The sequence below is a fragment of the Paractinoplanes pyxinae genome (assembly GCF_026626335.1).
Taxonomy (GTDB): Bacteria; Actinomycetota; Actinomycetes; order Mycobacteriales; family Micromonosporaceae; genus Actinoplanes; species Actinoplanes pyxinae.
Genome location: NZ_JAPNTZ010000009.1, coordinates 204,659 through 229,823, shown reverse-complemented (window position 1 = coordinate 229,823; position 25,165 = coordinate 204,659). Strand labels below are relative to the sequence as shown.

Sequence of the window (25,165 nt, the reverse complement as noted above, 5' to 3'; positions counted from 1 at the left end):
CATGTGATCAACCTCTGAAGATGCTGCTGATGAGGACGCGGAGGGCACGGCACAACGGGGCCGCCGCGCCATGTGGCGGCGTGCGGCAGGTGGTGCCCGGCCCGGGCTCAGTCAGCAGCGCAGGATCTGCAGGGCGTGCAGGTCGGGCTGCCATGCGGCGATGGACTGCCAGGTCGGCCTGTCACTCAGGCGCCCTGGAGACGGGTCCGCGAGGGGCGGGCTGAACGCGGGCAGCGGCAGCAGGGCCGCGTCGGCGCCGGCGGGTTGGGTGTCCGCGCGGGGCAGGATGGTGACGCCGTCGGAGGTCAGCTGAGGGTGCTGGGCGGGATCGTGGGCGCTGCCGGCCAGCCAGCTCTGCCCGCCGCCGGGCAGCGGGTGAGGCTGTTGCGTGGCAGGCAGCCGATCCGGGGTGATCAGGTAGATCACCAAGGCTAGGACGGTCAGCAGCACGGGGCCCGGCCACCGTCGTGTCACCGCGCCTCCTACCAGCGTCCGTTGCCTGTCGCAGCGAGATCACAGCATCTCATGCCGCGATCTTGGGCGGCGGCAGGCGCCGAGGCCCGCCGGGCCGGACGGATGCCGCCGCGGCCGTCGAAGCTGGATGAGTTCAAGCCGGTCATCGACGACATGCTGCGCGGTGATCTCGATGCTCCGGTCAAGCAGCGGCACACCATCAAGCGGATCTTCGACCGGCTGATCGACGAGCACAGGATGCGCGAGGTGTCCTGGTATTGCGCCGCTACGTCGCCGAGCGCAAGCCGAAGATCCGCGCCTAGGCCGGGCACGGATCCGGCATTTGGCTCTGCGGCTGGTCGGCGATTGAGCGAATACCTCGGTGCTGGATCAACGAATTGGCCGCACGCTACCGCGGACAAGGCGCGCCCAATCTCAGCCACCCCGTCACCGTGCGTGAACGATGGGGCCGCCCGACGACGCCTGAGCGGGTCTGGGTCAGGGTGGGGCCCAAACTCGCGAACATCGAAACAGATGAGGCCTCGGTGGTGTCGAAAGTCGCGAACAACTGGTGCCTGAACTCGCGAACAAAACCAGATGGCTTGGCGGCTGACACGCGACCGACAACAGCGAGCAGCACGCCCGTTGTCAGACCGCTACCGGACGGGTGGTGAGCCCGCGCCTGGTGACATCGCGCCGCGCACGGGCGTGGTTCGCGACGGGGCGGGCACGGTGTGGTCGCCGCTGCTGCAAGGGCGGCGGCCGGTGGCTCTGGGGCCGGCGCCGAAGCGGTCGAGAAGTGCGGCCCTCACCGTGGGCGCCCCACTTCGATACCTTCAACGCCGTCCGACAGCACGGCGTGGACGGGGGCCTGCGGCGCCGGTCCACTGTCGAGCTGACGACGCTGTCGCGCGCCTACGGGTCCTGCCGCCTTGGGGCTTGGATGGCAAAAGGCAGCGGACCGACACGGTGTCGGGTCCGCTGCCTGGTTGGTGCAGGCGGTTCTCAGGCGGCGATGAGCCGCCGCGGTGTGGCGGCGCGGCCGGCACGGATCCGGGCGCGTTGCTTAGCTCGCTTCTCCAGCTTCTCGCGCAGCTGCGGCGAAGTGGCCTCTTCGAGCATGCCGTCGCAGACGGCCTCGGCGATGCGGGCGTCAATGCGTTCGACGCGGCGGCGCAGGGTGTCGACCTGCAGGCCGAGGCGGGCGGCAATAGGTTCGATCGCCCGACCGCCGAGCCGCACGTCGATGTAGGACTGCTCGTCTTCCGCATCGACGATGCCGAGCACGACGGCGCGGCGCACCAGCAAATCGGGATGACCCCATGGCCGCCTCGGAGTCCGGGGGCCGGTGACATGTTCGAGGATCTCTTCCGGCAGCGGGATCGCCTCGGCGCCGTCGCGCTGGTGCAGCTCGTGCCCGGCGCGCCACGCGGCCCGGCACAGCGACGCGTACGGCGCAGGCCGGGCCAGGTCCACCCGGTCGCGTAGCGCGGTCAGGAAGCCGGTAAGTATCTCCGCGTCCAAATCGTAGGCGTCGCCGCCCCAGCCACGGCGCAGCTGCCCGGCGTAGCGGCGCAGCGACGGCATGGCGAGGGCAGTCGCGGCAATCACCCACGCCGGGCCGTCGAGGCGGGCCCGGCGGATCAGCTCCGTCCAGACCGCGTCGCGGGCAGCGAAAGAGCGCGGGTGCTTGAGCAGCCAGCGCCGCAGCGCGGGCAGGCTGGGCCTGCCCGCGGGTAGGTCGGTGCCTTCACGCAGCGGCTCCAGGTCGAGCAGCAACGGCTTCGGTCCAGTGGTCAAGGCGGTGAAGGCGGCGTCGACGGCGTCCAGCGGCGAGTCGGGCCAGTCAATGGCAGTCATGCGTGCGGGCTCCTGAAATTCGAGGCGGTCGGTTTCGCCGGCGACCGTGGCCATGAAGGTCCGGCCGCGTGCGGCATGCCGCTGACTGCGCCACGCGCCGCTGACACCGTTCCAACACCGCAGGTCAGCTCGGACACACGAGGCGAACACGCGGCGAAGCAGCCCCTGCTGAGGTCCCGCATCCACCTGACGGCCGTCCGACACGGTTCTGACAAAACGGTGCTGACCTGCGCCTACGGCAAATGGCACCATGTCAGTCGTTGAGCCACCAACGGCTAACAAGAATCCGGCAGCGGCACATCCGCGGGATCCGCGGCGCCTGACGGACGGCTGACAGCCCCCGCCGACGTGCCCGGCGGTTCCGGCCGGCGGGCGGCGTCAGAACAGTGTCAGACCGCTGCCAGGACCGCGAGTGTTCGCCACAGCGCACAAAACCCGGTTTGAGGGTGTCAGCGCATCACGGCGCGGCGCGGAGCCCAGCCACTTCATGAGCAAGCACACGCCGCAGCACCACACCGACCCGTCCACCCCCGCCGACCCGGCCGCACTCGACGCGGCCCCGACCGACCTGATCGCCGGCGCCCCGCCGGTCCCCATCACCGTCTGGCGCACCGCCCGCACCGAAGCCGACGCCGACCGCAGCATCGGCGCCCGGCTCGCGGCCCGGCTCATCGCCGCCTACTCGCGCCCCGGGGAGGCCGTCGTCGACCTCACCGACGGCCACGCCCTCACCCAGGCCTGCACGGCCGGTGGCCGCCTGCACCATCCGGCCTGGTTCACCGACGCGTCCAGCCTCATCATCGGCCCGGCCACCCCAGGACATTCGGCCGACACCACTACCTTCACCGGCGACAGCGCCGATGCGGACGACGAGGATCTGCCGGAGCTAAGCGCCTGGTTCGGTGACGACCTCACCGACCCGGACCTGCACCCCGCCGGCGCCCCGGACGTGGAGGTGCCGGCCGACGGCTCCCTGCACGGGGTGACCAGTCTGGTGGTCGCCCGCTGGCCCCTCGACAGCGGCGACGCCGCCAACCGGGTCCGGCTGGCGTGGCTGCTGACCGCCTGCGCGCAGCTGCTGCGCCCCGGCGGCTGCCTCATCCTCGTCGTGACGGTTCCGGCCGGCACCCCGCCGATCCCGGAGGACTTCACGCCGGTCGTGCAGGCCGCCGCCGGGGTCCGGCTCGGCTACCTGCAGCACATCGTCGCGGTCGCCGCCGACACCGACGGCGACGCGTTCATCTACCACGTCACCGACGAAGAGCTACTCGCCCTGGCCGACGCCACCGGGCAGTGGCAGGCCGCGCACCTGCGGGTGCACGCCGACCTGCTCGTCTTCAGCCAGACCGACCGGCCGGCGCCGCGATCCGGCAAGCGCGACCGGCGGGGCGGTGATCGCCGTGGCTAAGCACCGTTCACCGCAGAATCCGGGCACCCAGCCCGACACTCCTTCTCAGCCGGGTTCCGGCGGGCGGCACCGCGCCTACGACGCCCAGCTTCGCGCCGCCGGGCCCGACGGCCTGTCGGTATGGGCGACCGCCCAGTCCACCGGACCGGTCCAGCGCAAGGGCCGCTACCTAGCCGAGTCGGTCAAACACCCCGCCCGGATGCTCCCGGCGATCGCCGCGCACACCATCGCCCACTACACCCAGCCTGGCGATCTGGTGCTCGACCCGATGTGCGGGATCGGCACCACCCTGGTCGAAGCGGTCCACGCCGGCCGCGACGCGTTCGGCATCGAGTACGAGTCCCGCTGGTCGGACATCGCCGACGCCAACATCAAACACGCCCACACCCAGGGCGCAACCGGACGGGCCGCAGTCATCCGCGGCGACTCCACGAGCATCCTGTCAATGGTCCCGTCAGCCCTGACCGGACAGGCGGCGCTGGTGGTGACCAGCCCGCCGTACGGGCCGACCGTGCACGGCCTGGTCGAGCCGGGCGAAAGCGGGGTCCGCAAGTCCGACAACTCCTACAACGACGGCACCGACAAGGGAAACCTCGCCTACCGCGACCTGACCGGCCTGGCCGACGGGTTCGCGCAAATCCTGGCCGGCTGCCGGACGCTGCTACGCCCAGGCGGGGTGGTCGTGGTGACGGCCCGGCCGTGGCGCAAACACGGCCAGCTCGTCGACCTGCCCTCCGCGGTCATCGGCGCCGGAGTGCGGGCCGGGCTCATCCCGGTCGACCGGTGCGTGGCCCTGCTGGCGGCGGTCCGCGACGACCAGCTGGTCGCACGGCCCAGCTTCTTCCAACTGCAAGCCGTCCGTAAAGCCCGCCGGGCCGGCACGCCGATGCACCTGATCGCGCACGAAGACGTCCTGGTGTTCCAGGCACCAGGACTCGCCGAAGGCGGGGTGGTTGCGTGACCGCACCCATCGCCCGCTATCTCTCGCTGGGCGCCGGCATACAAAGCTCGGCGCTATTGCTGCTCGCCGTCCAGGGGCGGATCCCGGCGTTCGACGCCGCGATCTTCTCCGACACCGGCTGGGAGCCGGCCGCGGTCTACTCCCAACTGCAGCGTCTGGAGGAGATCGCCGCACCGGCGGGGATCCCGATCGTGCGGGTCTCGGCCGGCAACATCCGCGACGACGCCCTCGACCCGCAGCATCGGTTCGCGTCCATGCCGCTGTTCACCCTCGGCCTCAACGGCGAGCAAGGCATGGGCCGCCGTCAATGTACGAGCGAGTATAAAATCCGCCCGATCAAGGCGGACGTGCGGCGCAGGCTCGGCCATCCGCACCCCGCGCGGGTGCCGGCCGGTATGTACGCGCAGATGGCGATCGGTATCTCGGTCGACGAAGTGCATCGGGCGCGTGACGCCGACGTCGGGTACATGCGCAACGTCTTCCCGCTGCTCGATCTCGGATGGCGGCGCGGCGACTGCTCGGCGTTCTTGGCCGAACAGGACCTGGCGGATACGCCGAGATCGGCGTGCCTCGGTTGCCCATTTCACACCGACCTCGAGTGGGCTCAGCTTTGTGACGAGGACCCGGCGGGCTGGGCGGACGCGGTCGCGTTCGACGCCGCGATCCGGCACGGATCGGCGCAGGCGAACGCCGACGGGCATCCGCTGCGCGGGCAGTTCTTCCTGCACTGGCAGCGGGTGCCGCTCGACGAGGTGGTGCTGCGCCCGCGCGCCGGCGAGGAGCAAGAGACGCCGGGGTGCGGGCCGTGGAGCTGCCCGCACCCGGCCGAAGCGGCTCCCGAGGAGACCGCGGCTGTCTCGGCCGATGCGCGGTCCGGTGACGGGTCCGGGTTGCGGGAGGTGGCGTGATTGAACCGCCCGCAGCCGGTTCCGGGCAACTCCGGATCGGGTCCCTCTGCACCGGGTTCGGCGGGCTCGACCTCGCCGTCGAAGCGGTCCTCGGCAGCCGGCTCGCCTGGTACGCCGAAACCGACCCGCACGCCCAGAAAGTCCTCGCCGCGCGGTGGCCGGACGTCGTCAACCTCGGCGACATCCGCACCGTCGACTGGAGCAGCGTCGGCCCGGTCGACATCATCACCGCCGGATTCCCCTGCCAAGACATCAGCAACGCGGGGAAGAGGGCCGGCATCACCGGCCGCAACTCCAGCGTCTGGACGGCCGTCGCCGACGCCGTTCGCGCGCTTCTACCCCCGCTGGTCTTCGTGGAGAACGTGGCCGCGCTCCTCCGACGCGGCTTCGATGTCATCCACGCCGATCTGGCCGCGAGCGGGTACGACACACGCTGGGTATGCCTACGCGCTTCCGATGTCGGCGCAGCTCACCGCCGTGACAGGTTGTTTCTGCTGGCCGCCCACTCCGGCTTCGACACCGTCGTCAGGGCCGGTGCTGCCGACACCGTGCGCCCGTGACGGCAAAGGCCCCGGCCACCCGTACGGGCTGCCGGACCTGATCGAGCCGGGCGGCAGCCGCACGCTGCTGCCCACCCCGACCGCCGTCACCTACGGCTCGAACAAGTCCGTGTCGGCCGGGGCGGCCCGCAGGCCCTACCTGCCGCAGCTGGCCGGCAGCTTGTTACCGACCCCGACGGTGGCCGACAGCCGCAGCTCGGCCAACGCCACCGCCGGACGCAGCAAACCCATGCTCGGGCACGCCGGTCACACCCTGACCGACGCCACCCGGCTGCTGCCGACACCGCGGGCCAGTGACACCGGAACCCCGGGCCGGCGAGCCGGGCAAGGGTTTCGGCCACCGCTGTCGCAGGTGCTGCTGCCCACCCCGCGCGCCAGCGACGGGGAGAAGGGTTGTCCGGGGCAGCGTGGCAGCCACGGTGATCTCACCCTGTCATCGGCGGCGGTCCGGGTCCGGATGTTGCCTACGCCGCGGGCCAGCGACGGGCACGGCCTCTGCGTTCACGGCGACGGCGGCGCCGATCTGGTCACCGCGGTCGCCGCGCTCGGCGAGCCCGACGAGCAGCGGTGGGGCGTCTACGCCGCAGCGGTCGCCCGATGGGAGGGCCTGCTGGACCGGCCAGTGCCGGACCCGACCCAGCAGGGCAAGCACGGCCGGCCGGTGCTGGCCCCGCCGTTCGTCGAATGGCTGATGGGCCTCGACCAGGGCTGGGTCACCGACCGGGACCTGCCGCGCACCGCCGCGCTGCGGGTCCTCGGCAACGAGGTGGTCTGGCAGCAAGCCGCGTTCGCGTTGCGGATCCTGCTGTGCCCGCACCGGTGGGAGCCGGTGAACGCGGGCCTCGACGGATCCCGGTACCGCACGACTGGGCCCGCCGGCACCGCGCTGGCACGTCTCAGCCGGCCTGGCTGAGACCTCTGGGCGCGAGCACATCACGTAGGCGGGGTCCCCAGGGATCCCGCCTGCGTGACGCCGAAGCAACCGCGCTGCCCCTATCCGAGAACGCCTCAACGCCCGCACCGACCAGCACTGCACCGGTTCGACCTCCAGAGTCCCGTCCGTAGCCCAAGGAGGCCACACGGTGAACACCGCACTCACCACCTGCCCGTCGTCTTCGCCTGACACACCGTCTCCCGCCTCGCCGGACGTCCCGTCAACCGGCGAAGCACTCCCGAAGCGTCTCGTCGCCGAGTTGATCCGGCTGGTCAACGACGACGTCATGACGTTGGACACCGGCAACGCGCTGCTCGCGGCTCTGCGCCTGCCGACGCTGCCGGACGGCCGGCGGGTCGACTTCCGGGTACCGGTGGCCACACCCGCGCTGGGCGAACGGCCTTCCGAGATCTTCCGCGACGCGCAAGCTCAGATCGCAGCCCAAGTCGGGGCTTGGCGTCACACCTGTCTCGACGGCCTTCACGAGGGCTACGGCATCGAGGACATGCACGAACGAATCGACGGACTGCCGCTGTACAGGGTGCACGCCGATCTGTTCCTCACCGTGACCGTCGCCGCGCACCCGCCCGGTAATGCACTGTGCACCGCCAAGGAACTTCTCACCGCCGATCTCGCCGGCGTCGACGACTTCACCGTGCGAGCCGACCGGATCGAATTCTGCGACGAAGACGAAGATCAGGACGAGGGGGAGGATCTCGACAACGACGAGGACGTCTGGTGCCCGCTCGATTGACCCGCCGGTTCCTGACACACATCATCGCCGACCGACCGACGGGGTAACGCCAGAACCGCCTGCTGATACGGGCCGCGGCGCCCGATCACGATTCGACGGCGGCGACCGGAGTCGCCCTGAACGGGCGAGTCGTCGAACCGGCACAGCGCGCCAGTGACACCGCCGCGACAGCAGCCGAGCGCTTCAAACCAAAGGGGGTTCTGTGCGCTGCGGCCCGGCTTGGTGGTGCGAACGACGGGAGGGCTTCGGCCGGTGGCGCGGCCGGAACCCTCCCGTGTGCTTACACGCCGACCGGCTCCGCCGCGGTCACCGGTGATGACTCGTTGTCGATCGCGAGGTGGGTGCGGGCGGCGCTGAGTTCCAGGCAGACCTGCCGGAGCAGGTCACGGGCCGGCCCATCGCCTGGCCTCCGGCGGTGGAGAAGTCACCCACATACAGATCGATATGGCCGCCCAGCCGGTGCAGCACCCCCGTGGTCTGTTCCATCGCGGTCACCGCGACCTCCGGAGGGTAGATCGCGTTGATCTCCATCACCCGCAGCGTGGCCCGGGCCGTGTCGACCAGCCGGGCCAATGCCTCGGGCACGGCCCGTTCGTCCTCCGCATCGACGGTGACCGCCTCCATCGATGGTGCCGCGTCGGGCGGCTCGTCGGCGTCCGACGGTGGCCGACCGGCGTTCACGTCTCCCATTCCTACTCCTTGACAGGTGGCGTCGCGGCACGTGCGGTGCCCGTGCCGGCACCGGATCCGAACCGGTGCCACACCATGAACCGCAACCTCGCCGAACAGATCAAGTGCACCGGCACACCACTTCGACCAGGCCGTTTCCGTCGCCACGCACCTCGCGGCATCGACCGCACCGATCGGCGGGGATCACTCCGCCACGGCATCTAGCCGGCCATTGATACTGCCTTGTCTCACTCCGCCCGCCGGGCGGGCGCCCCTTCGCTTGGGGGTGTCCGCCCGGCTTTCTCGTTCCCGGAAGGCATGCTCATGACCAGGACCGTCGAGTCCGCCCTGCACCACCGCCCCTTCGCGACCCTGCTGCGCCCGCGCAGCGACGACACCCCGCTCCCCGCCGACGCCGTCCGGGCGGAAATCCGCGCCCTCGTCACCCGAGGAGCACTCGGTCGGCGCGACGGCGCCGACCTGCTCGCCCGGCTCGGCCTGCAGGTCTCGCCGTACCGGTGGGCCGTCGCCGTCAGCGTGCCGGTCAGCGTCACGATCACCGCACCCAACAACCGGTACGCCGTGCAAGCCGGCATCGGTCAGCTCGTCGCCGCGCTCGGCCGGCTGCGCACCGGCTACCTCACCCAGCCGGGCGCGATCACCGCACCCACCGATCAACCCGCCCGCCGATCGTTGAGCGGCGTGACCTACCGCCGGACTGAGGCCTGTCCCGGCTATCCCGTCGGCGGGATCTATCAGATCAGCGCCGACGCCCAGCTCGCGACCATGGTGAGCGCCGACACCGCCACCGCCGCGTACGCCGGCGCCATAGCCCGGCTGGCCGCCGAACTCGACCGGCTCACCGGCGTCGACGCCCAACCGTCGCGGATGCGCCAGCTCGGCGCGCACCGCTTCACCGGCCTCGACGACCCGCCCGACACCACCGCGGCCGGTTCACCCGAACCCGGCACCGCACCAGCGGCCCGCCGCCCGGCAGAGGCTGCCCAGCAGTGACGCCGGACCCGCATCCCACCGACGACACCGGCAGCGGTCCGGTGTGGACCGAGGAGCAGATCCGCGCCCTCGGCGTCATCACCGACCTGCCCACGGCCGGACGCATCTTCGGCATCGGCCGCGCCCAGGCCTACGACCTCGCCCGCGCCGGCGTGTTCCCGGCACCGGTCATCGCGGTCGGTGCCCGCTTCCGGGTGCCCGTCGCCGGCATCCTCACCGCCCTCGGCATACCCCCCGACCGCCACGACTTGACCACCCCCGCGAACCCAAGCGTGGATCACCACGACGCAATCAGATGCGTCGTAACGCCTGGCGAACCGCCATCGGAACAAGGAGAAACGTGAGCAGCGAAGGATCCGTCACCAAGCGGTGCACCTGCAAAGATCCCGCCACCGGGAAACGACTCAACAACAAGTGCCCGAAGCTGCGCCGCCCCGGTGGGGCGTGGAGCACCACCCACGGCACCTGGGGGTACCAGATCGAGCTGCCCACGGCCGCCGGCACGAAACGCCGCGCCCCGATGCGGCGTAGCGGCTTCGCCGGCAAGGACGACGCACGCGCCGAACTCGACCACGTCCGGTCGCTGCTCGACCTCGCCGCAGGCGACACCGTCGTGGCCGTGCAGATCGGCGACATGCTGCACGCCTGCACAAGCGGCGACCCGCTACCCAGCCGCGACGACGTCGCCGCCCGAGTCCGCGCCGGAATGCCCGCCTCGATCGAGGTCACCACCGGCCAGTACCTCAACGATTGGCTGGCCGGACGGCGCGGGCTGTCGGAGAAGACGATGCGCGGCTACGCCGACGACATCCGCCTCTACCTCGTCCCGCACCTCGGCGACATCGGACTGCAGCAGCTCCGGATCGGCCACGTCCAAGCCATGTTCTTGGCGCTGGAGGCGCGTAACACCGAGATCCGCGACGGCCGCGCCAGCCCGGATCCCGTCGTTCGGGCACGCTATCGCGGCATCCGCCCACGCAGCGCGACCAGCATGCGACGGCTGTTCGCCACCCTGCGGGTCGCGCTCAACCACGCCGTACTGCCTGGCCGGCTCATCCCGTTCAACCCGGCCCTCGGGGTCGAACTCGACCCGGAGGACTCGGCACCGCCGCGCGTCTGGACGCTGAAAGCGATCGAGAAGTGGAAGGCCACCGGCGAGCGACCCAGCCCGGTGATGGTGTGGCGGCCGCAGGAAGCCGGACAGTTCCTCGACTTCACAGCGCGCCACGACGCCGTCCTCTATCCGATGTTCGAGCTGATCATGCACCGTGGTCTGCGTCGCGGTGAGTGCTGCGGCCTGTCCGACTGGGATGTCGACCTCGACGACGCCACCTTGACGGTCATCGACCAGATCACCCCGGTCGGCTACAAGCCGGTCAAGAAAAAGGTGAAAAGCCGAGCCGGGGAACGCACCGTCGCCCTTGGGCCGAAGACCGTCGCCACCCAGAAGGACTACATCGCCATGCGCGAGCGGTGGCGGCAGGCCAGCGGCGACCAATGGCCCGACACCAATTACTACTTCGTCCGACCCGACGGCCACCCGTGGCACCCGCAAACCATCAGCGACCGGTTCGACAAACTCGTCGCCGCCAGCGGCCTACCCCCGATCCGGCTGCACGACCTGCGTCACTGCGCCGCGACCTTCCTGCGCGGCGGCGGCGCCGACATGAAAGAGGTCCAGGCGGTCCTCGGCCACTCCCGCCAAAGCGTCACCTCGGACCTCTACACCTCCGTCGTGCTCGAGCTGCAACGCGAACACGCCGATGCCGCAGCCGACCTCATCCCTCGCAGCGACAAGGCGGCCTGACCCCGCACTCGCGACGGTCGGCGGCCGAGGTAGCGGTCGAATGCCTCCGGGGGCTGCGGACCCTACGGTGTCTCGGCAGCTGCCGGGCCTGCGACGAGAGCTGCTCGCGGTCGGCGTTTTCGACGAGCTGTTGCCCTGCGACAGCGATGTCGAGCCGGGCCGCGCAGTTGCGGGCGGTTGGGCAGCAGCTGCCCGCGACGTAGATGGCGATGTACAACGCCGACTCCCGGCCCCGCCGAGCCTACCTTCGCTGCTTCCAACCCCTGATCTACGGTCCGTCGGCCGGTGTGGTGGAGGGTACGCGGGGTGGCGTCTGGGCGAGTTGCACGAGTGCGATGGCGGCTACCAGCCACGTAGCGGGTTGGGCCTGCTGGGTGCGCAGGGTGAGCCAGGCGTCTGCCACGGCGTGGATCTCGGGTGTTTCCCGCGTCCAGCTCGCCCGGATCTTGCCGACGAACTCGTCGAGGACGGGCAGGGTGGCTGCGTAGTCGGCGCTGGCGGCGGCGAGGATTTCCGGCGGTGGGGCGGGCCGATCATGGGCTCGCCTTCGTAGCTGCAGCAAGCGGCACGGATGCCGAAGGCGTGCTCATCGCGCGTGAGCCGACGGGGGTTCGTGGTGGTGCGGCGGCGTTGTCGGGAGGCCGGCTTGTATGCGCCTGGCGTGTTGTGCCGCCCAGCGGGCGGCGTCGGGTTGGGGGTCTACGGGTCCGTGCACGACCAGGGGTGGGGCGGGGGTGACCGCGCCGAGGTGCCCGAGGAGCTGGTTGAGGGTGGTTGCGGTGGTGGTGTGGTGTCCGCGGCTGGTTTCGAGCGCGGCGGCGACGGCGACGATGCCGGTCAGGCCGCCCGGTCTGATCTGGTCGAGGAATAGTTTGAGCAGTCCGGAGACGGTGCCTAGTTGTGATGGTGTGGCGGCGATCAGCAGTTGTGCTGACTGCACTGCCGCGAACGGGTCGGGGTGTCGTGGCCGGTGCCGGCAGCAGGTGCAGGCGGCAACCGGGCAGGTGGCGCCGAGCTCGATGATGACCGGCGGGCCGGCAAGCTGAAGAACTCCGGAGGCGGTCAGGGCATCGAGGGCCGCGCCGGCCAGTGCCCGGGTCCGTGAGCCGGGATGGCTGCCGATGACCGCGACGGCGCGGACCGTGGGGGGTCCGGCCAGGGCGGAGAGCTGAGCGGGTGGCGGCGATGCCGGTGTGGTGTCCAGGTAGGGCTGGACTCGGCTGGCTGAGGTCTGCCCGGTGGTGGGTGCGGCGGCCAGGCCGCACCAGGCGAGTGTGGCGACCGCGGCGTCGACGGTCTCGGTGGGCAGGTTTTCGGTGAGACCGCAGGGCCGGGGCGTGGTTTCGCCGGGGCGGTGCGCGGCGGTAAGGATGCCGGTCAGCAGCGGAGTTTGTGACCACGAGCAGGATCGTCCGCGGCGGGTGCGGCGGGTCAGTCCGGCGTGGGTGAGCCGGTCCAGGATCGGCCACAGCAGCTGGTCACGGTCGCGTCCGGTCAGGCCGAGACGCCGGCCGAGATCGGTGGTCGAGATCGGCGTCTGATCGTCGGTGGGCAGCAGCGGCAGGAGTCGTCGGGCCAGGTTTTGCCGCCGGTCGAAGGCCTGGGCGCTGCGCGACGCCGTCGGCGGGTAGCTGCCAGCACGGCTGTGGTCCAGCGGGCCGTACTCGGTCTTTGCAGAGCTCACGCCGGCCCTTGCCAGACGATGACGAACCCGCCGTCCGGCCGGTCGCGCCACGAGGCCGTTGTCATCGGTGACACTCCGCTCGCGGCTGCCATACGGCGCGGGCTCGCAGCGTCCTGGCTGACCGGGCTAGACCCACACCGAGAGCCGCATCGGCCGCAGCCAAGAGGTGGATCTGAACGGCGAAGGCGGACGTGTGCCCGGCCGGCACGGTCACCGCGACGGCGGTGGCCGTGGTCAGCAGCCGAGTCCAGGCCAGCACGGTGCCCAAGCGAGCCGCGGCGCTGGACGGGCGGCCCACCGCCACCAGGACCAGGGCCGCGCACACCACGGCGGCGACCGCGCAGCCGGCGGCGGCACTGGCGGCGCACAACGTCAGCGCTGCTTGGTCGCCCGGACCGTTGATGCGAGTGACGGCCGTCGCGAAGATCACCGCCAGGCCAACTTCGGCGCCAATTAGGAGCACGGCTAGGCCGGCGCAGCATGCTGCTCGCCGACGCCAATGCGGCGTCATGCCACGCCGTCCCGTCTCTGGCACGTGGGCGGACCGCACTGGATGGGAAGGCTGTTGTCGGCGTTCATCGCCGGGTCCAGCGGATGTCTCTGACGGCGAAACATGCGACCCCCACGGCGCTGGCCGCGATCAGGCGGATCACTACCGGAGCGCCCAGGTTTTGCAAGGTGGCGGTCAGCGCCATCGCGACCGCTATGCAGATCGCCCACCGGCCCAGGGCTTGCGGCCAGCCGTGCCGTACCGCGGCGGGCACGGCGCTGGTCTGTTCGCCGGCCGACGCCGAGCAAGCATGAGGGTGAGGCTTGGCCGGCGGCAGGTAGCGGCGTTGGCCTCTTGCTGTCAGGGTTAGCGCGGCCGCGGCGAACAGCAGCACCCCGGTGGTCCATGCCGGTGTGGTATCGCCACCGGCACGAATGAGCAGCACCCAGACGACGGCGAGCAGCCCGCAAGTACGGGCCAGAGCCCAGCAGATAGCCGCGCGCGCCAGGGTCAGGCTGCGCTGTTGGTGGTGTGGTGCGAGGACGGCTGCTGCCACGCTCAGCGCGGGTGCGACGGCGACGGTCGCCCCGTTGGCGACGAGCCACCCACCAGCGTTCTCGGTCTCAGCTGCGGCGGCGACAGACACCAGCGCGGCAATGACCAGCTCGGCCACACCGCCGGCGACAGCGAACACCACATACAGGGCCCGCCTGCTGGCGGGTGGTGGCGTACCGGTCACGGCCGGCCCCCGAGGACCGGGCCGGTCGTCGGCCGCCCGGCCGAAACGACGGCCGCCCCAGCGGTGCGCTGTTTCGGGGCGGAGGTTAGCGGTTGGGTGGTCACGGCTGCGGCGCCCGCTCGTAACTCGGGCCGAGGGCCGGCGGGGGTGCCTGCGCCGGGCTGCGTTCGGCGGGGTGCCACATCGCCCAGATCGGGGGGCTGTCGTCGACGGTCAGCGGCTGGCCGAGGTCGGTGAATCCGTGCCGCTGGTAGAGGGCCCGGTTACGCAGGTTGCTGGCCTCCAGGTAGGCCGGTATGCCGTTGGTGGTGAGCTGGGTGAGGTAGTCCGACAGCAGGTAGCTGCCGATCTGGTGCTGGCGGTGGTGCGGGTCGACGGCCAGGTAGGCCAGGTGGTGGTAGATGCCGTGGGGGCGTTGCTGGGCGGCGGTTTTCTCGAGCAGGGCGGGCCGGTTGACGGCGGTGCCGGGTGGCAGGTCGGCGGCGAGTTCGTCGAGGTCCACACTCGGGGTGGGTTCAGGGATCCACAACGCCGCCCCAACGATCCGTCCGTCGAGATGAGCGAGGCGGGTCAGGCTGTAGGGGTGGTTCAGCATCGCGGTGAAGCACGGCTCGAGCAGGCCGACCCGGGCGGTGGGGTCGGGTTCGGCCCATTCGATGATCGGGCCGGTCGAGAACGCCTTGATGAGGAGCCGGGCAGCGTCCGGCAGGTCGGCGAAGGTGGCGTTGTGCAGGCTCACGCTGGCAGGCATCGCGGTACAGGGGTCCCTTCAGAACCAGGTAGGGGGCGGGCCATGGTGGTGCGTCCGTTCATCCGCGCACTGGGCTACCGGTCGCCGTGGCGACGGCGACTGTCGCGGCGCGGGGCTTCGGGGTGAGGGCGCTGGCACCCCGCGTCAGCGGTGGACCAGAACAACTCCTGGTTGAGTCAGCTGGCGTTACGGACGTTTACCGATGGCTGCGTAGCAGATCGCGTGGTGCGGTTCGCCTTCTGCGCGCGGCTCTCGGTTCGGATGCCAGTCGACGGTGGATACGATGCCGGGCTCCTCGATGTCCAAGCCGTCGAAGAATGTGGCGACCTGGGCGCGGGTCCGGGCCTGAAACGGTCCGTGGCCGGCGCCGGGGGCGGCGAGCGCGGTCAGGCTCGCGCGGACGTCGTCGGGCAGCGGATCGAAGGTGGCGTGGGATATGACCAGGTAGCTGCCGGACGGCAGGGCGTCGACGAGAGTGCGCACGGCGGCGTAGGGGTCGTCCTGGTCGGTGCAGAAGTGCAGGACCGCGGCCAGCACCAACGCGATCGGCTGGTTCATGTCGAGGGTGTCGCCGGTGCGGGCGTGGTCGAGGATGGTGTCCGGGTCGCGAAGGTCGGCTTCGGCGAAAGCGACCTTCCCCTCAGGCGTGCTGGTGAGCAGGGCGCGGGCGTGAGCGGCGACCATCGGCTCGTGGTCGACGTAGAGGATGCGGCAGGCCGGGTCGACCCGCTGGGCGACTTCGTGCAGATTCGTCGCCATGGGCATGCCGACGCCGATGTCGAGGAACTGGCGGATACCGCGGTCGGCGGCCAGGTGGTGCACGGCGCGGAGCATGAACGCTCGGTTCTCCCGTGCGGCAACCGCGACGCTGGAAAATTCTTTCTGAATGGCCGCGGCCGATTCACGGTCGGCGGCGAAGTTGTCTTTGCCGCCCAGCAGCACGTTGTAGCGGCGTGCCGGGTCGGGTGTGGTTTGGTCGACGCCAGTCATGATGTCTCGGTTTCCTGGTCGCGGGCTGGTCGGGAGTGCGGGTCGGTCGGGCGGTCAGTGCTGGCCTGATAGAGGAGGTCGGCCACGTGGCCGCGGTCCGGTGAGGTGGTGCCGGGGTGCAGGACACCGCCGGGGACCGGCGGTGGAGGCGCAGCGAGGAGACCGTTGCGGTCGGTTGGTGTTGTGCATGGTGGTGGTCGCCGTGCGCAGCGCGGTGGTCATCGGTGAGCTGGCGCCGGTGGACAGCGAGGCTCGGCTCGGGATGGGTCTGGGCGAGCTGGTGGTGCAGGTGCCTGCTGGCGGCGGCTGGGCTGCCCGGGGTGAGCCGGCGCGGCCAGTTGCTCGACGAGCAGCCACGCCGCAGTTGCGCCAGCACTTCGGGCGAGACGTCGGGGAAGGTCGGTGAGATCACGGCAGGTCCCGCAGGTTGGGGTGGGCGTCCTGCCATTGCTGCCAGTGCTGGCATAGACAGGCTGAGCCGGTGGCGGGTTGCAGGCCGGTGAAGGGGGTCATGCAGACGGCCGTGGTGGTGTCGAGCGCGACGTGGCCGATCCGCTCGCCCAGCTTGATACGGCGCCACTCGGTGACCCGCAGGGGTGCACCTGTGTCGTCCGGTTCGTCGGCATGGTCCTGCTCGATCAGACGGGCTGCCCATTGCCGCGCGGATGTGTCGTCGCTCGGGTCGCGCAGGGCCGTGTTCTGCGCCCACGGGATGAGTCCGAAGGTGTCGGCGCCGAACGAACCGGCCGTGTCGGTGTGGGGAATGGCGAGTTCCCAGCACCCGGCGGCGTCGTCGTAGATCAGCAGGGTTTGCAGCCAGTCGGCCATCTCGGCGGCGTGGTGGAAGGCGAGGAGGGTGCCATCGGCGGGTGCCGGGTGTTGGGGGGCATACCGGTCCCGGCCGCCGTGCACGAAGGACGGGTCGTCGCCGGGTTGGTCCACCTTGGGTTGCGGGTCGGGCACGGTGCGCTCCGCGGATGTGTCGAATCGGATGCTGATGTGCCGGGTGCGCAACCGTCCTGTCCCCAGGAGGGTGGCGTACCCGGTCACCGAGATGTCAGTTCGCTGGGACTGCCATCTCGATGTCGCCGTCTCAACACCACGGGGTGGCAGTGAAACGGACGTCTGCTGCGAGGGCGCGATGGTGACGCGACCCTCGGTACGCCCGGTCGTGCCGGACAAGGCCGAGCCGGAAGGGGGTTCTGATCGGGTCTTCTCGCGTACGCGGTCGACGCCGGGCCGGCCGTTGCCGCTCGGATGGCCAAGCCCGGCTGCGGGGCGGGTCATGAGATCTGCCCGGTCTGGTGGTCGAGGCTGCGGCGCTGGTGCAGCTGGGGAGTTTGAAGCACGGAGAGCCAGAACACCTGTTGCTGCAGCACATCACGGTCAGGGGATGCTGCGGCCGAGGTGTATTGGCATTGCTGGGGGTGGGTGGTGGCGATGGTGGCGAGCCAGCGGGCGGCCATCCGCCGGCAGGACCCGTCCAGGTGCGCCAAGTGGGCGGCGTGGTCGACCAGGGTGGTGACCGCAGTGCGCGTGCGCCCGCACCCGGCCCGGATGGCCGCGGCCGACAGCAGCACCATGGCGGAGTGCCCGAGTCCGTGGGGGCTGGCCCACCAGGTGCGCAAAGCCAGTGCGGTTTGCTGTTCGGCTTGTTCGCAGTCACCGTCACGGTGCAACGCCGTCGCGTAGGAGCACCGGCTGGTCAAGGTCTGGACCTGGTCGCGGGCTCGTTCGAAGGCGTGCAGCCGCTGCTGGGCGACCCTTACTGCGTCGAAGGTGAACTGTTGCTCGGCCAGGATGCGCTGGTAGATCCGGCTGGCGGCGACCGCTGCCGGGTGCAGGTCACCGAACAGTGTCCGGGCGTTGTGGTAGGCGTAGCGGCCCCACAGCAATCGCGACTCGCGGTCGGCGCTGGTGTCGCGGGCGTGGGCCAGCGCGGCCGCCACGATGTCGGCGTCGGCCGGGGCGGTGATCGGGTCCAGGCCGGCCATCGCGGCCGGCCGGTCGCCGTCGTTGACGGCGGCGGGAGGCGGGAGCGGCGTCTGGGCGGCGCGGGTTACGGCCCGTAGCCAGGCGGCGGTGCTCATCGGTGGGCTCCGGTCGGGCCTGTCGCGTTGGTACGGGCGACTCGCAGCTGGGCAGCAGGCTGTGGTGGGGCCGGGTGCGCAGCCGTGCGCCCTCCTCGTCGGGGCTGCGCACCCGGCCTGCGGCCAGGACTCGGAGGCGGGGGCTCTGTCCTGGCCTGTCCCGGCGTCGGGCACGACGCTGTGCGTGCGCCGGGAAGACGGTGGTGGCCCGGTCGTACTGCGGGGGCGGTGTTCATGCCGGCACTCCGGTGGGGGTGCGCCCGGCGGCCTGGTCGTTCTCGGGCGGGCTTGGTGCGGGTACTACGGTGGTGGCCGGGCGGGTCAGGTCGGTGACGAGTTCGTCGATGGCGGCGGGGTCGGTGTCGGGTTTGCAGATGATGTGCGCGCGGGTGCCGTCGGGGGCCAGCACCCAGCGGGCGCACACTTCGGGTGGGGGCTGGGCGATGACGACGGTGAACGCGTGCGGGTTGCGGCTGGCCGGCCACCCGGCGGCGCGCAGCCGTTCGTGGGTGTAGCCGGCGAGTTCGCGGGATCGTTCGGCCCGCCGTCGGTGGGTGTCGAGGCCGTGGCTGAGCGAGGACCAGAGCAGCAGCGGGGTGTGCCCGCTACGGGAACCGCCGATGGTGGTGTCGGCGGTGCCGGTGTACGGCACGTGCGGGGTGCGGGCCAGCACCGGAGCTTCGGCGTAGATGAGTACCGCGCACGGGGTGAGCGTGCTGAGAAATTTGTGACCTGAGGTGACGATGCTGGTCGCGCCGCTGGTGAAGTCGAAGCTCGGTCGGTCGTGATCGGGCAGCAGAGCCAGGGGTAGGGCGGCGAGGGCGGCGTCGACGTGGATCCGGCGCCGGACGATGGCCAGGTCGTCGCAGGCATTAGCGATGGCGGCGACGTCGTCGAAGGCCTCGGTCATGGTGGTGCCCACGGTCGCCACGATCACCACCGGTTGGTGCCGCCACTGGCCGAGCAGGGTGCGCAGGTCGGTGATGTCCATCCGGCCGGTCGGGTCGGCGCGGACATGAACGAGGGTCAGGCGGTGCCGGGCGCAGGCCTTGGCCACGGAGTAGTGCGCTGCCGTGGACGCGAACACGACGGGTTCTTGGCCGGGGTAAGCCAACCGGGCGTCCCAGAGGGCGTGGTCGGTGCCTTCGCTGCTACCGGTGGTGACGTATCCCCATCGGGTTCGCGAGGCGCCGAACAGGTCAGCGAGGTGGTCGATGACGTCACGTTCGTAGGCTTTGGTGTGGTCGTGGCCATGTCCGGGGTCGTAGGGGTCGCCGACATTGTTGAGCAGCTGTTCGGTCATCAGCTCGGCGAGAGCACGGTGGGTCAGGTCGGTGAAGCCGGGATAGGCCAGGTTGCGCCGTCGGGCGGCGGTCAGGTGCTGGGCCAGGTCGTTGTAGTGCTGGTCGCGGAGGGCGGCGCCGATGGTGGCGGCGTCGTGCAGCCGAAACGGCGGGCCGGCGAGGGTGTGGGTCATGAGCGCCGTCCCGGTACGGGCTTGTCGAGTGCGGCTCGCCACAGGCTGCCTTTGGGTGGCCGGCCGAGCGGGCGGGTGAAATGGGTGCTGGTGTGCAGGGCGCCGAACAGTCCGTGGATGCGGCGCAGGATCGGCTCGTGCCAGCCGTTGGCGGCAAGGTGATCGGGACTGACGAGCCCATAGGGATACGGGGCGGTGAACTCGGAGTGGGACATCCGGTGTGTGCTGTAGATGGTTTTGGTGTTGTACTCGCTGATGCCGCGGCGTTCGGCAACGATCCAGGCGAGTTCTGGGATCGGGGAGCTGGCTACGTTGAGCAGGATGCGGATGGTGCCGGGCACGTGGGCCTGGCTCAGGGCCTGGTCGCCGGTCTGAGCCCAGGTGCCGGTCGGGGTGTCCAGGCTCGAGACTCCAATGCCGACCCAGAACGAGCCGGTGGTGATGGCGTCGTCGACGTCAGTGGTCAGCTGTTCACGCAGCACCCAGCCATCGGCGGCGCGCTGTTCAGCAACCTGGGTTTCCAGGCCGTACAGCAGGTCGGGCAGGTCACTGGCTTCGGGGCCGGCCAGCCAGACCCGGTTAGCCGCGTGCACGTCGAAAGCGCCGATGAAGTCGTCCCCGCTGGGCACGGTGGTGTCTGGGCTGCAATCGGCCCGGCCGGTGGGGGTGGCGAACAGTAAAGCGATTGTGTAGGGGGCGATCGGGTCGCGGCGGCGGCGCTCCCAAGTGACCTTGGCGTGTCCGCTGTTGATCGCCAGCATCCGTTGTAACGCGGTGCTGGTGATGTCGTATTGGAATCCCAAGGCTTGAACGCGGCCGAGCTGCTCCTGCGCCGAGAGCCACCCACGGACACCGCGCTCGGGCTGTGAGCTGTGCCGGTCGGTCATGGCGTTCACAGCTTCAGCCCCACGATCCGCGGATCGCGTACCCGTAGAGGATCGACACGGCGGTACCCGAGCTGCTCGTAGATCTGGGGCCGGTGCCGTTTGAGCCAGCGGCCCCGGACCACGAACAGCAGGACGGTGACGGCCAGGACCGGGACGCCGATCTGGAAGGGCAGGGGTGAGCCGTCGGGCAGGCCGAGCATCATCGGCAGGTTCGACCCAGTGAATACCAAGGTCAGGACACCGATCACGCCGCCGGCGCCGGGCAGCAGCTGGCGTACCCACACCGACTCCCGGCTGCCGTTACCTTTGCCGAAGAACGAAACGGCCGACCACGACGACAGCATCAGCAAGCCGAGGATGCACACCGCGCCGATGGTCGACAGCCACACGAACATGACCCCCATCGGGTCGACGCCGGCGACGACGAACCCACCCAGCACCACGGCCGAAACTGCGGCCTGGGCGAGGGACCCGCCGCGCGGGGCGCCGCCGTCCGCGCCGGGGCTGACGGCCGCGAGCGCGGCGGGCAGTACCCCGTCGTCGCCCAAAGCGCGTAGGTAGCGGGCGCTGATCCCGGCGAGCGCCGACATCGCGGCCAGCACACTGGTGATCAGCAGCACGGTGCCCATCGCACCGATACCCGGACCCCACGTGCCGGCCAGGATCGCCATGGGTTCGTCCACTACCGCACCCGTGCTGAGCCGGGTCGCGCCGACGACGGCGGCATACGCCCACGACGTCAGCGCGTACAGGCCACCGAGCAGGCCGTAGGCGGCGAACGTGGCGATCACGATGGTGCCCGTCGAGCGGGCCTCGTCACCGTAGGCGGGCAGGCTCTCCGCCCCGGCGAACGCCGCGGCCGCGAACACCAGCGCACCCGCACCGCCACCGGTGACGAAAAGTTCCGAAGGCACGAACCCGTCCAACGTGAGTCCCTGAGCCGGGTTGGACAGGGCGGCGATGTCGAACGCCAGCACGATGCCGATCTCACAGGCCAGCAACACGCCCAAAAACTTGGCGTTAGCGGCACCGGGATAGCGGCCCAGCAGCAGCACCACCAGCCACCCGGCCGCGGCCCACATCCACCACGAGCCGATCCCAGTCATCGCGGCGATAGCCGTGCCCAGCAGCGGGAACAGCGATACTTGCAGGCAGTTGTAGCCCAACAAGGCGATTCCCGCGACGGCCAGCCCCCAGCCCGGGCCCAGCCCGCGGGCGAGCTGGGCGTAGAACGGAGCCCCGTGCGGGACATGCCGCGACACCGCCACGTAACCGACCGCCAGCAGCGCCAGCACACCCATGACAATCACGAACGACAGCGGGACACCCTGCACCCCGGACTGGGCGTAGGTGGCGGGGATACCACCGTTGAGCACCGTCTGCGGCGACGACGCCACCGCCGCCACCCCGAGCAACGCCCCCACACCCATCGTGCGCCGCGCCAAGGTCACCGGGCCGGTCACGCCCCCACCCCCACCCGCGGCCCGGCCGGGCCTACCGTCGTCACCGGGCTCGGACCGGCCACAGCTCCGGATCGGACCGGGGTGCGCTGGACGGTGTGCGCTCGGCGGCGGCCCGCCGTGGCGGCGGGGGTGGCAATGCTGCCGAGGTCGTGTGATGCAGGGATGTGCCGTACGGGTCGGTCGTAGGTGCCGATGCCCATCATGAGGGGGAATCGCCTCTCGTCATCGAAGGGGTGTCATAAGACAGGAATTGGTGGGTGGGGGTGCCTCTGACGCTGGGGAACGCCAGAGGCACCCCACTGAGGGGTTCACCGGCCGGTAAGAATGTGCCCAGGGCCGGGGGCACACGGCCGAACGACCCCTGCTGGTGCCCCGCCCGCCGCACCGCCCTCCCCGGCAGATGCGACGAGCGAGGAATTCAGAGCGAGTCCATAGGGACACCCGCACGGACGTCCTTGCGGTCCGTCTTCGGTGGCCGCCACATCGACCACACCGGCGTCGCGCCCGGCAGCAGCTGCGGTGCTCCGATGTCGCTGTAGCCGCACCGCAGCAGCAGGCGCCGTCTGGACCCGTCAACGGTGACCGCGTACGCGCCGAGCCCGATGTCGTCGAGGTACTCATGCTGGCCGCGCAGCAGCAGAGCGCCGAGCCCGTGCCCCCGCAGATTCGGCTGCACCACGACCAGACCGAGTTGATGGTGCGGCGTCGCGGGCCGGCGCACCTCGGCCAACAGCTGCAACCGGCGGAGCCTTTCCGCGATCAGCCCACGGTGGTGCGGCCTTAGGGAGCCTGCTAAGACGCCGGCACGGACGGGATGGATGGTCCACAAAGCTGCAGCGAGGATGTCGGTGCCGTGAACGGCGACACCGATGAAGCCCGACGCCAGCGTTGCGGCGACGTCGGTGGCCAGCAACGCGCGCAGTGCCGAGGCATCGGCGCCTGCCTCGCCGCCGAACCACCGCAGGAACGGGTCTTCTGTGGTGCTGGTCAGCAGGCCTACAAGCGCGTCAGACTCATCCGGCCCGGCCAGCCGCAGCACCGTGTCGATCACCGCATCGAACATCGTCAGCTCCTTTCCTCGCCTGTCCAAAACCGGACCGGGGCTCAGCGCCCGGGGGTCCACCGCATCGGGTAAACCGGCGGACCACCGTGGCCGGTGATCGCAGCGCCGTGATCGGCGTAGCCGAGCCGGGCGTACAAGGCCCGGTTACGCGGGTCGTTGGCCTCCAGGTAGGCCGGCATGCCCGCGGCGCTCAGCGTGTCGTGGTATTCGCTGACCAACGTGGTGCCGATGCCTCGGTTCTGTTCGCCAGTGGCGACTCCGAGGTAGGCCAGATAGTGGTGCGGCTCCACCGGGCGGCGCTTGCGCAGCAGGTGCTCGAGCCGGGCCAGCCGGTGCAGGCTTTCCGGCACTCCGCTATCCCCGTTCGCGGGCAGCAGATCGTGGAGGCCGGTCTCGCCCGCGGTGTGCCGGTACCAGAGGGCAACGCCGACGATCCGGGTGTCGGCGGTGGCCAGCCGGATGGTGCCGTGCACGCCGGTATGGCGCAGCAACGCAGTGAAGTAGAAGCCGAGCTGGGCGGCGCGAGCGGCCGGGTTAGGTTGGGCCCAGCCGACCACCGGGCTATCCCCGAAGGCAGCGGCGAGGACCTCAGCCGCCGCCGGATGGTCGTGCGGGTGAGCGTCACGTATGACCAGATTCGCCAGTGCGATCATGACTGCCAATCAGCCCTTTCAGCAGAAGACAACGTCGCAGGGTGCACGGCGTCAGCGGGACGCCGACGATGCCGAGGCCGGTTCGGCAGCAACCGATGGCTGATGCCGGACGCCGGACGGGATTGCGGTGGTGCGGGTGCGCTCGCCGTGACCGATGACGGCGTAGACGTGTGGGCGGTGCCGGCGCAGATGCAGCGCCCAGCCGATCCCGGCCACGGCGACTGCGGCGTAGACCAGCGGCGCGCCCCACACCTTGACCGGGTGGCTCGAGCTGATCAGGTCACCGAAGAACGCGATGCTGGTCACCGCGATCAGCGTGAGCACCACGGTGGAGACGATCGGTGCGATCCGCCGCCGCCACACGGTCTCGCGGTGCGGATGACGGTGGAAATACCCGATGACCGCGGCGCCGGTCAGGCACATCATGATCAGCACCCCGAGCCCACCGGCCGTGGTGCCGAAGAAGAACAGGTCCTTCACCGGGTCCACACCGCCGATACCGGCGGCCACCAGCACCAGGAACGCGAGCGTGGACTGCATCAGCGACGCGGCGGCGGGAACATCATCGCTCCGAGTGATCGCCAGCCAAACCGGCAGCAAGCCTTCCCGGGACAGGGTGAGAATGTACCGGCTGACGGTGTTATGGAACGCCAGCGCCGCCGCGAACACGCTGGTCGCGAACAGCACCAGCCCGGCGGTTACCACCGCGGCTGGGACGTGCGGCGCCGCCAGATGGAAGAACAGGTCCTTGGGATGCTGCGCCGCGATCCCGACGATCTGGTCCGGGCCGGCGACCACGGTCATCGCCCACGCCGACCCGCCATACACCACGGCGACGATCAGCAGGATCCAACCGATCGCCCGCCGCACCGTCGTCCGCGGATCGACCGCCAACGGCGCGAACGCCAACGGCACCTCGAAGCCCACCAGCCCGGTGATCGCCCCGACCAGCGACGCGATCCCCGTCGGGTTGGCCAGCAACAACGGGTTCAACCCATCGAAACGGACGATCCCATCGGCCGGATGGAGCACCATCACCGCGTCCAGCACCAGCACCAACCCAAGCTCGGCGCAGATCAGCACCGCCAGCACCGAGGCATTGGTGCGGACCCGCACCTGCCCCAGGACCGCGACCGCGATCCACCCCATCAACGCCCAGAACGCCCACCAACCCGACTGGCCGAACGCGTCCAGCGCGGCCACCATGGCCACACCGAACAACCCGAACAGCCCGATCTGGATCGCCGTGTACGCCACCAAAGCAATCCCCGCCGTGGCCACCGCCAGCGGCCGGCTCAACCTGGCAGCAACATAGGCGTAGAACGCCCCCGGGTTCGGCAGATGGCGAGCCATCGCCGCCACACCGACGGCAAAGACCCCCAACACGGCGGCAGCCAGCAGGTAGCCCACCGCGGTCCCGACCTGACCGAGCTGCCCGAACCCCAGCGACTGCCCGCCCACAATCACCGTCAGCGGAGTCACCGCAGCAATACCGAAAAACACCAGCCGGCGCACACCCAGCCGAGACCGGCGCAAACCGGCAGACAACG

General features: G+C 70.6%; 28 protein-coding genes. 10 read left to right on the top strand and 18 right to left on the bottom strand.

The window, feature by feature from the left end:
• Window positions 1-111 precede the first annotated feature (111 nt).
• The 3 genes from OWR29_RS26215 to OWR29_RS26205 form a co-directional block, all read right to left on the bottom strand.
• Window positions 112-474, bottom strand: a complete 363-nt coding sequence (locus OWR29_RS26215; RefSeq protein ID WP_267565890.1) for a hypothetical protein — start codon at window positions 472-474, stop codon at window positions 112-114.
• Between the two features lie 39 nt (window positions 475-513).
• Window positions 514-708 (bottom strand): hypothetical protein, encoded by a 195-nt coding sequence (locus tag OWR29_RS26210; protein ID WP_267566076.1) that lies wholly within the window; start codon window positions 706-708, stop codon window positions 514-516.
• 750 nt (window positions 709-1,458) lie between these two features.
• Window positions 1,459-2,367, bottom strand: a complete 909-nt coding sequence (locus tag OWR29_RS26205; protein WP_438872656.1) for a hypothetical protein — start codon at window positions 2,365-2,367, stop codon at window positions 1,459-1,461.
• Window positions 2,368-2,800: 433 nt separating this feature from the next.
• Here OWR29_RS26205 and OWR29_RS26200 point away from each other — a divergent pair, with 433 nt between their 5' ends.
• From OWR29_RS26200 to OWR29_RS26175, 6 genes are all read left to right on the top strand, one after another.
• Entirely contained in the window at window positions 2,801-3,721 is a 921-nt protein-coding gene (locus OWR29_RS26200; protein WP_267565889.1) for a hypothetical protein, read from the top strand.
• On the top strand, window positions 3,705-4,682 hold the full coding sequence (locus tag OWR29_RS26195; RefSeq protein WP_267565888.1) for a TRM11 family SAM-dependent methyltransferase: 978 nt from the start codon (window positions 3,705-3,707) through the stop codon (window positions 4,680-4,682). The genes OWR29_RS26200 and OWR29_RS26195 overlap by 17 nt, the downstream gene beginning before the upstream one ends.
• The gene (locus tag OWR29_RS26190; RefSeq protein WP_267565887.1) at window positions 4,679-5,590 is read left to right on the top strand and encodes a hypothetical protein; all 912 of its coding nucleotides are present in this window, start codon (window positions 4,679-4,681) and stop codon (window positions 5,588-5,590) included. The genes OWR29_RS26195 and OWR29_RS26190 overlap by 4 nt, the downstream gene beginning before the upstream one ends.
• Window positions 5,587-6,150 carry a DNA cytosine methyltransferase gene (locus OWR29_RS26185; protein WP_267565886.1) on the top strand — a complete coding sequence of 188 codons (564 nt, stop codon included), beginning with the start codon at window positions 5,587-5,589 and terminating at the stop codon, window positions 6,148-6,150. Before OWR29_RS26190 ends, OWR29_RS26185 begins: the two co-directional genes overlap by 4 nt.
• On the top strand, window positions 6,125-7,063 hold the full coding sequence (locus OWR29_RS26180) for a hypothetical protein (protein WP_267565885.1): 939 nt from the start codon (window positions 6,125-6,127) through the stop codon (window positions 7,061-7,063). The genes OWR29_RS26185 and OWR29_RS26180 overlap by 26 nt, the downstream gene beginning before the upstream one ends.
• Before the next feature lie 169 nt (window positions 7,064-7,232).
• The gene (locus OWR29_RS26175) at window positions 7,233-7,838 is read left to right on the top strand and encodes a hypothetical protein (protein ID WP_267565884.1); all 606 of its coding nucleotides are present in this window, start codon (window positions 7,233-7,235) and stop codon (window positions 7,836-7,838) included.
• 306 nt (window positions 7,839-8,144) lie between these two features.
• Here OWR29_RS26175 and OWR29_RS26170 read toward each other — a convergent pair whose 3' ends face one another.
• Entirely contained in the window at window positions 8,145-8,528 is a 384-nt protein-coding gene (locus OWR29_RS26170) for a hypothetical protein (RefSeq protein ID WP_267565883.1), read from the bottom strand.
• Between the two features lie 303 nt (window positions 8,529-8,831).
• Between OWR29_RS26170 and OWR29_RS26165 the strand changes: the two genes are divergently transcribed.
• The 3 genes from OWR29_RS26165 to OWR29_RS26155 are packed head-to-tail and all read left to right on the top strand — an operon-like array spanning window position 8,832 to window position 11,328.
• Window positions 8,832-9,521 carry a hypothetical protein gene (locus OWR29_RS26165; RefSeq protein ID WP_267565881.1) on the top strand — a complete coding sequence of 230 codons (690 nt, stop codon included), beginning with the start codon at window positions 8,832-8,834 and terminating at the stop codon, window positions 9,519-9,521.
• Window positions 9,518-9,865, top strand: a complete 348-nt coding sequence (locus tag OWR29_RS26160; protein ID WP_267565880.1) for a hypothetical protein — start codon at window positions 9,518-9,520, stop codon at window positions 9,863-9,865. The genes OWR29_RS26165 and OWR29_RS26160 overlap by 4 nt, the downstream gene beginning before the upstream one ends.
• Window positions 9,862-11,328 (top strand): tyrosine-type recombinase/integrase, encoded by a 1,467-nt coding sequence (locus OWR29_RS26155; protein WP_267565879.1) that lies wholly within the window; start codon window positions 9,862-9,864, stop codon window positions 11,326-11,328. The genes OWR29_RS26160 and OWR29_RS26155 overlap by 4 nt, the downstream gene beginning before the upstream one ends.
• Before the next feature lie 268 nt (window positions 11,329-11,596).
• Here the strand turns inward: OWR29_RS26155 and OWR29_RS26150 are convergent, their stop codons facing one another.
• The 6 genes from OWR29_RS26150 to OWR29_RS26125 form a co-directional block, all read right to left on the bottom strand.
• A complete protein-coding gene (locus OWR29_RS26150) occupies window positions 11,597-11,890 on the bottom strand; it encodes a hypothetical protein (RefSeq protein ID WP_267565878.1) in 294 nt (97 codons plus the stop codon).
• Window positions 11,891-11,914: 24 nt separating this feature from the next.
• Window positions 11,915-13,012, bottom strand: a complete 1,098-nt coding sequence (locus tag OWR29_RS26145) for an NAD(P)H-dependent oxidoreductase (RefSeq protein ID WP_267565877.1) — start codon at window positions 13,010-13,012, stop codon at window positions 11,915-11,917.
• Window positions 13,013-13,073: 61 nt separating this feature from the next.
• Window positions 13,074-13,442, bottom strand: a complete 369-nt coding sequence (locus tag OWR29_RS26140) for a hypothetical protein (RefSeq protein ID WP_267565876.1) — start codon at window positions 13,440-13,442, stop codon at window positions 13,074-13,076.
• A 145-nt stretch (window positions 13,443-13,587) separates the two neighbouring features.
• Window positions 13,588-14,241 (bottom strand): hypothetical protein, encoded by a 654-nt coding sequence (locus OWR29_RS26135; RefSeq protein WP_267565875.1) that lies wholly within the window; start codon window positions 14,239-14,241, stop codon window positions 13,588-13,590.
• A gap of 100 nt (window positions 14,242-14,341) precedes the next feature.
• Window positions 14,342-14,992, bottom strand: coding sequence for a GNAT family N-acetyltransferase (locus OWR29_RS26130; RefSeq protein WP_267565874.1), 651 nt, complete (start codon window positions 14,990-14,992; stop codon window positions 14,342-14,344).
• 186 nt (window positions 14,993-15,178) lie between these two features.
• On the bottom strand, window positions 15,179-15,982 hold the full coding sequence (locus tag OWR29_RS26125; protein ID WP_267565873.1) for an SAM-dependent methyltransferase: 804 nt from the start codon (window positions 15,980-15,982) through the stop codon (window positions 15,179-15,181).
• A 187-nt stretch (window positions 15,983-16,169) separates the two neighbouring features.
• On the opposite strand from OWR29_RS26125, the gene OWR29_RS26120 reads away from it, so the two are divergent.
• Window positions 16,170-16,388, top strand: a complete 219-nt coding sequence (locus tag OWR29_RS26120; RefSeq protein WP_267565871.1) for a hypothetical protein — start codon at window positions 16,170-16,172, stop codon at window positions 16,386-16,388.
• Window positions 16,389-16,390: 2 nt separating this feature from the next.
• Here the strand turns inward: OWR29_RS26120 and OWR29_RS26115 are convergent, their stop codons facing one another.
• The 8 genes from OWR29_RS26115 to OWR29_RS26080 all read right to left on the bottom strand — a co-directional run bounded on the left by OWR29_RS26115 (window position 16,391) and on the right by OWR29_RS26080 (window position 25,163).
• Window positions 16,391-17,032, bottom strand: a complete 642-nt coding sequence (locus OWR29_RS26115; RefSeq protein ID WP_267565870.1) for a hypothetical protein — start codon at window positions 17,030-17,032, stop codon at window positions 16,391-16,393.
• 233 nt (window positions 17,033-17,265) lie between these two features.
• Window positions 17,266-18,072, bottom strand: coding sequence for a hypothetical protein (locus tag OWR29_RS26110; protein WP_267565869.1), 807 nt, complete (start codon window positions 18,070-18,072; stop codon window positions 17,266-17,268).
• Window positions 18,073-18,304: 232 nt separating this feature from the next.
• Entirely contained in the window at window positions 18,305-19,549 is a 1,245-nt protein-coding gene (locus OWR29_RS26105) for a pyridoxal-dependent decarboxylase (protein WP_267565868.1), read from the bottom strand.
• Window positions 19,546-20,445 carry a hypothetical protein gene (locus OWR29_RS26100; protein ID WP_267565867.1) on the bottom strand — a complete coding sequence of 300 codons (900 nt, stop codon included), beginning with the start codon at window positions 20,443-20,445 and terminating at the stop codon, window positions 19,546-19,548. Before OWR29_RS26100 ends, OWR29_RS26105 begins: the two co-directional genes overlap by 4 nt.
• The gene (locus OWR29_RS26095; protein ID WP_267565866.1) at window positions 20,442-21,899 is read right to left on the bottom strand and encodes an APC family permease; all 1,458 of its coding nucleotides are present in this window, start codon (window positions 21,897-21,899) and stop codon (window positions 20,442-20,444) included. Before OWR29_RS26095 ends, OWR29_RS26100 begins: the two co-directional genes overlap by 4 nt.
• A gap of 418 nt (window positions 21,900-22,317) precedes the next feature.
• Window positions 22,318-22,962 carry a GNAT family N-acetyltransferase gene (locus OWR29_RS26090; protein ID WP_267565865.1) on the bottom strand — a complete coding sequence of 215 codons (645 nt, stop codon included), beginning with the start codon at window positions 22,960-22,962 and terminating at the stop codon, window positions 22,318-22,320.
• 41 nt (window positions 22,963-23,003) lie between these two features.
• Window positions 23,004-23,615 carry a GNAT family N-acetyltransferase gene (locus tag OWR29_RS26085; protein WP_267565864.1) on the bottom strand — a complete coding sequence of 204 codons (612 nt, stop codon included), beginning with the start codon at window positions 23,613-23,615 and terminating at the stop codon, window positions 23,004-23,006.
• A gap of 51 nt (window positions 23,616-23,666) precedes the next feature.
• A complete protein-coding gene (locus OWR29_RS26080) occupies window positions 23,667-25,163 on the bottom strand; it encodes an APC family permease (RefSeq protein WP_267565863.1) in 1,497 nt (498 codons plus the stop codon).
• Window positions 25,164-25,165: the final 2 nt, after the last annotated feature.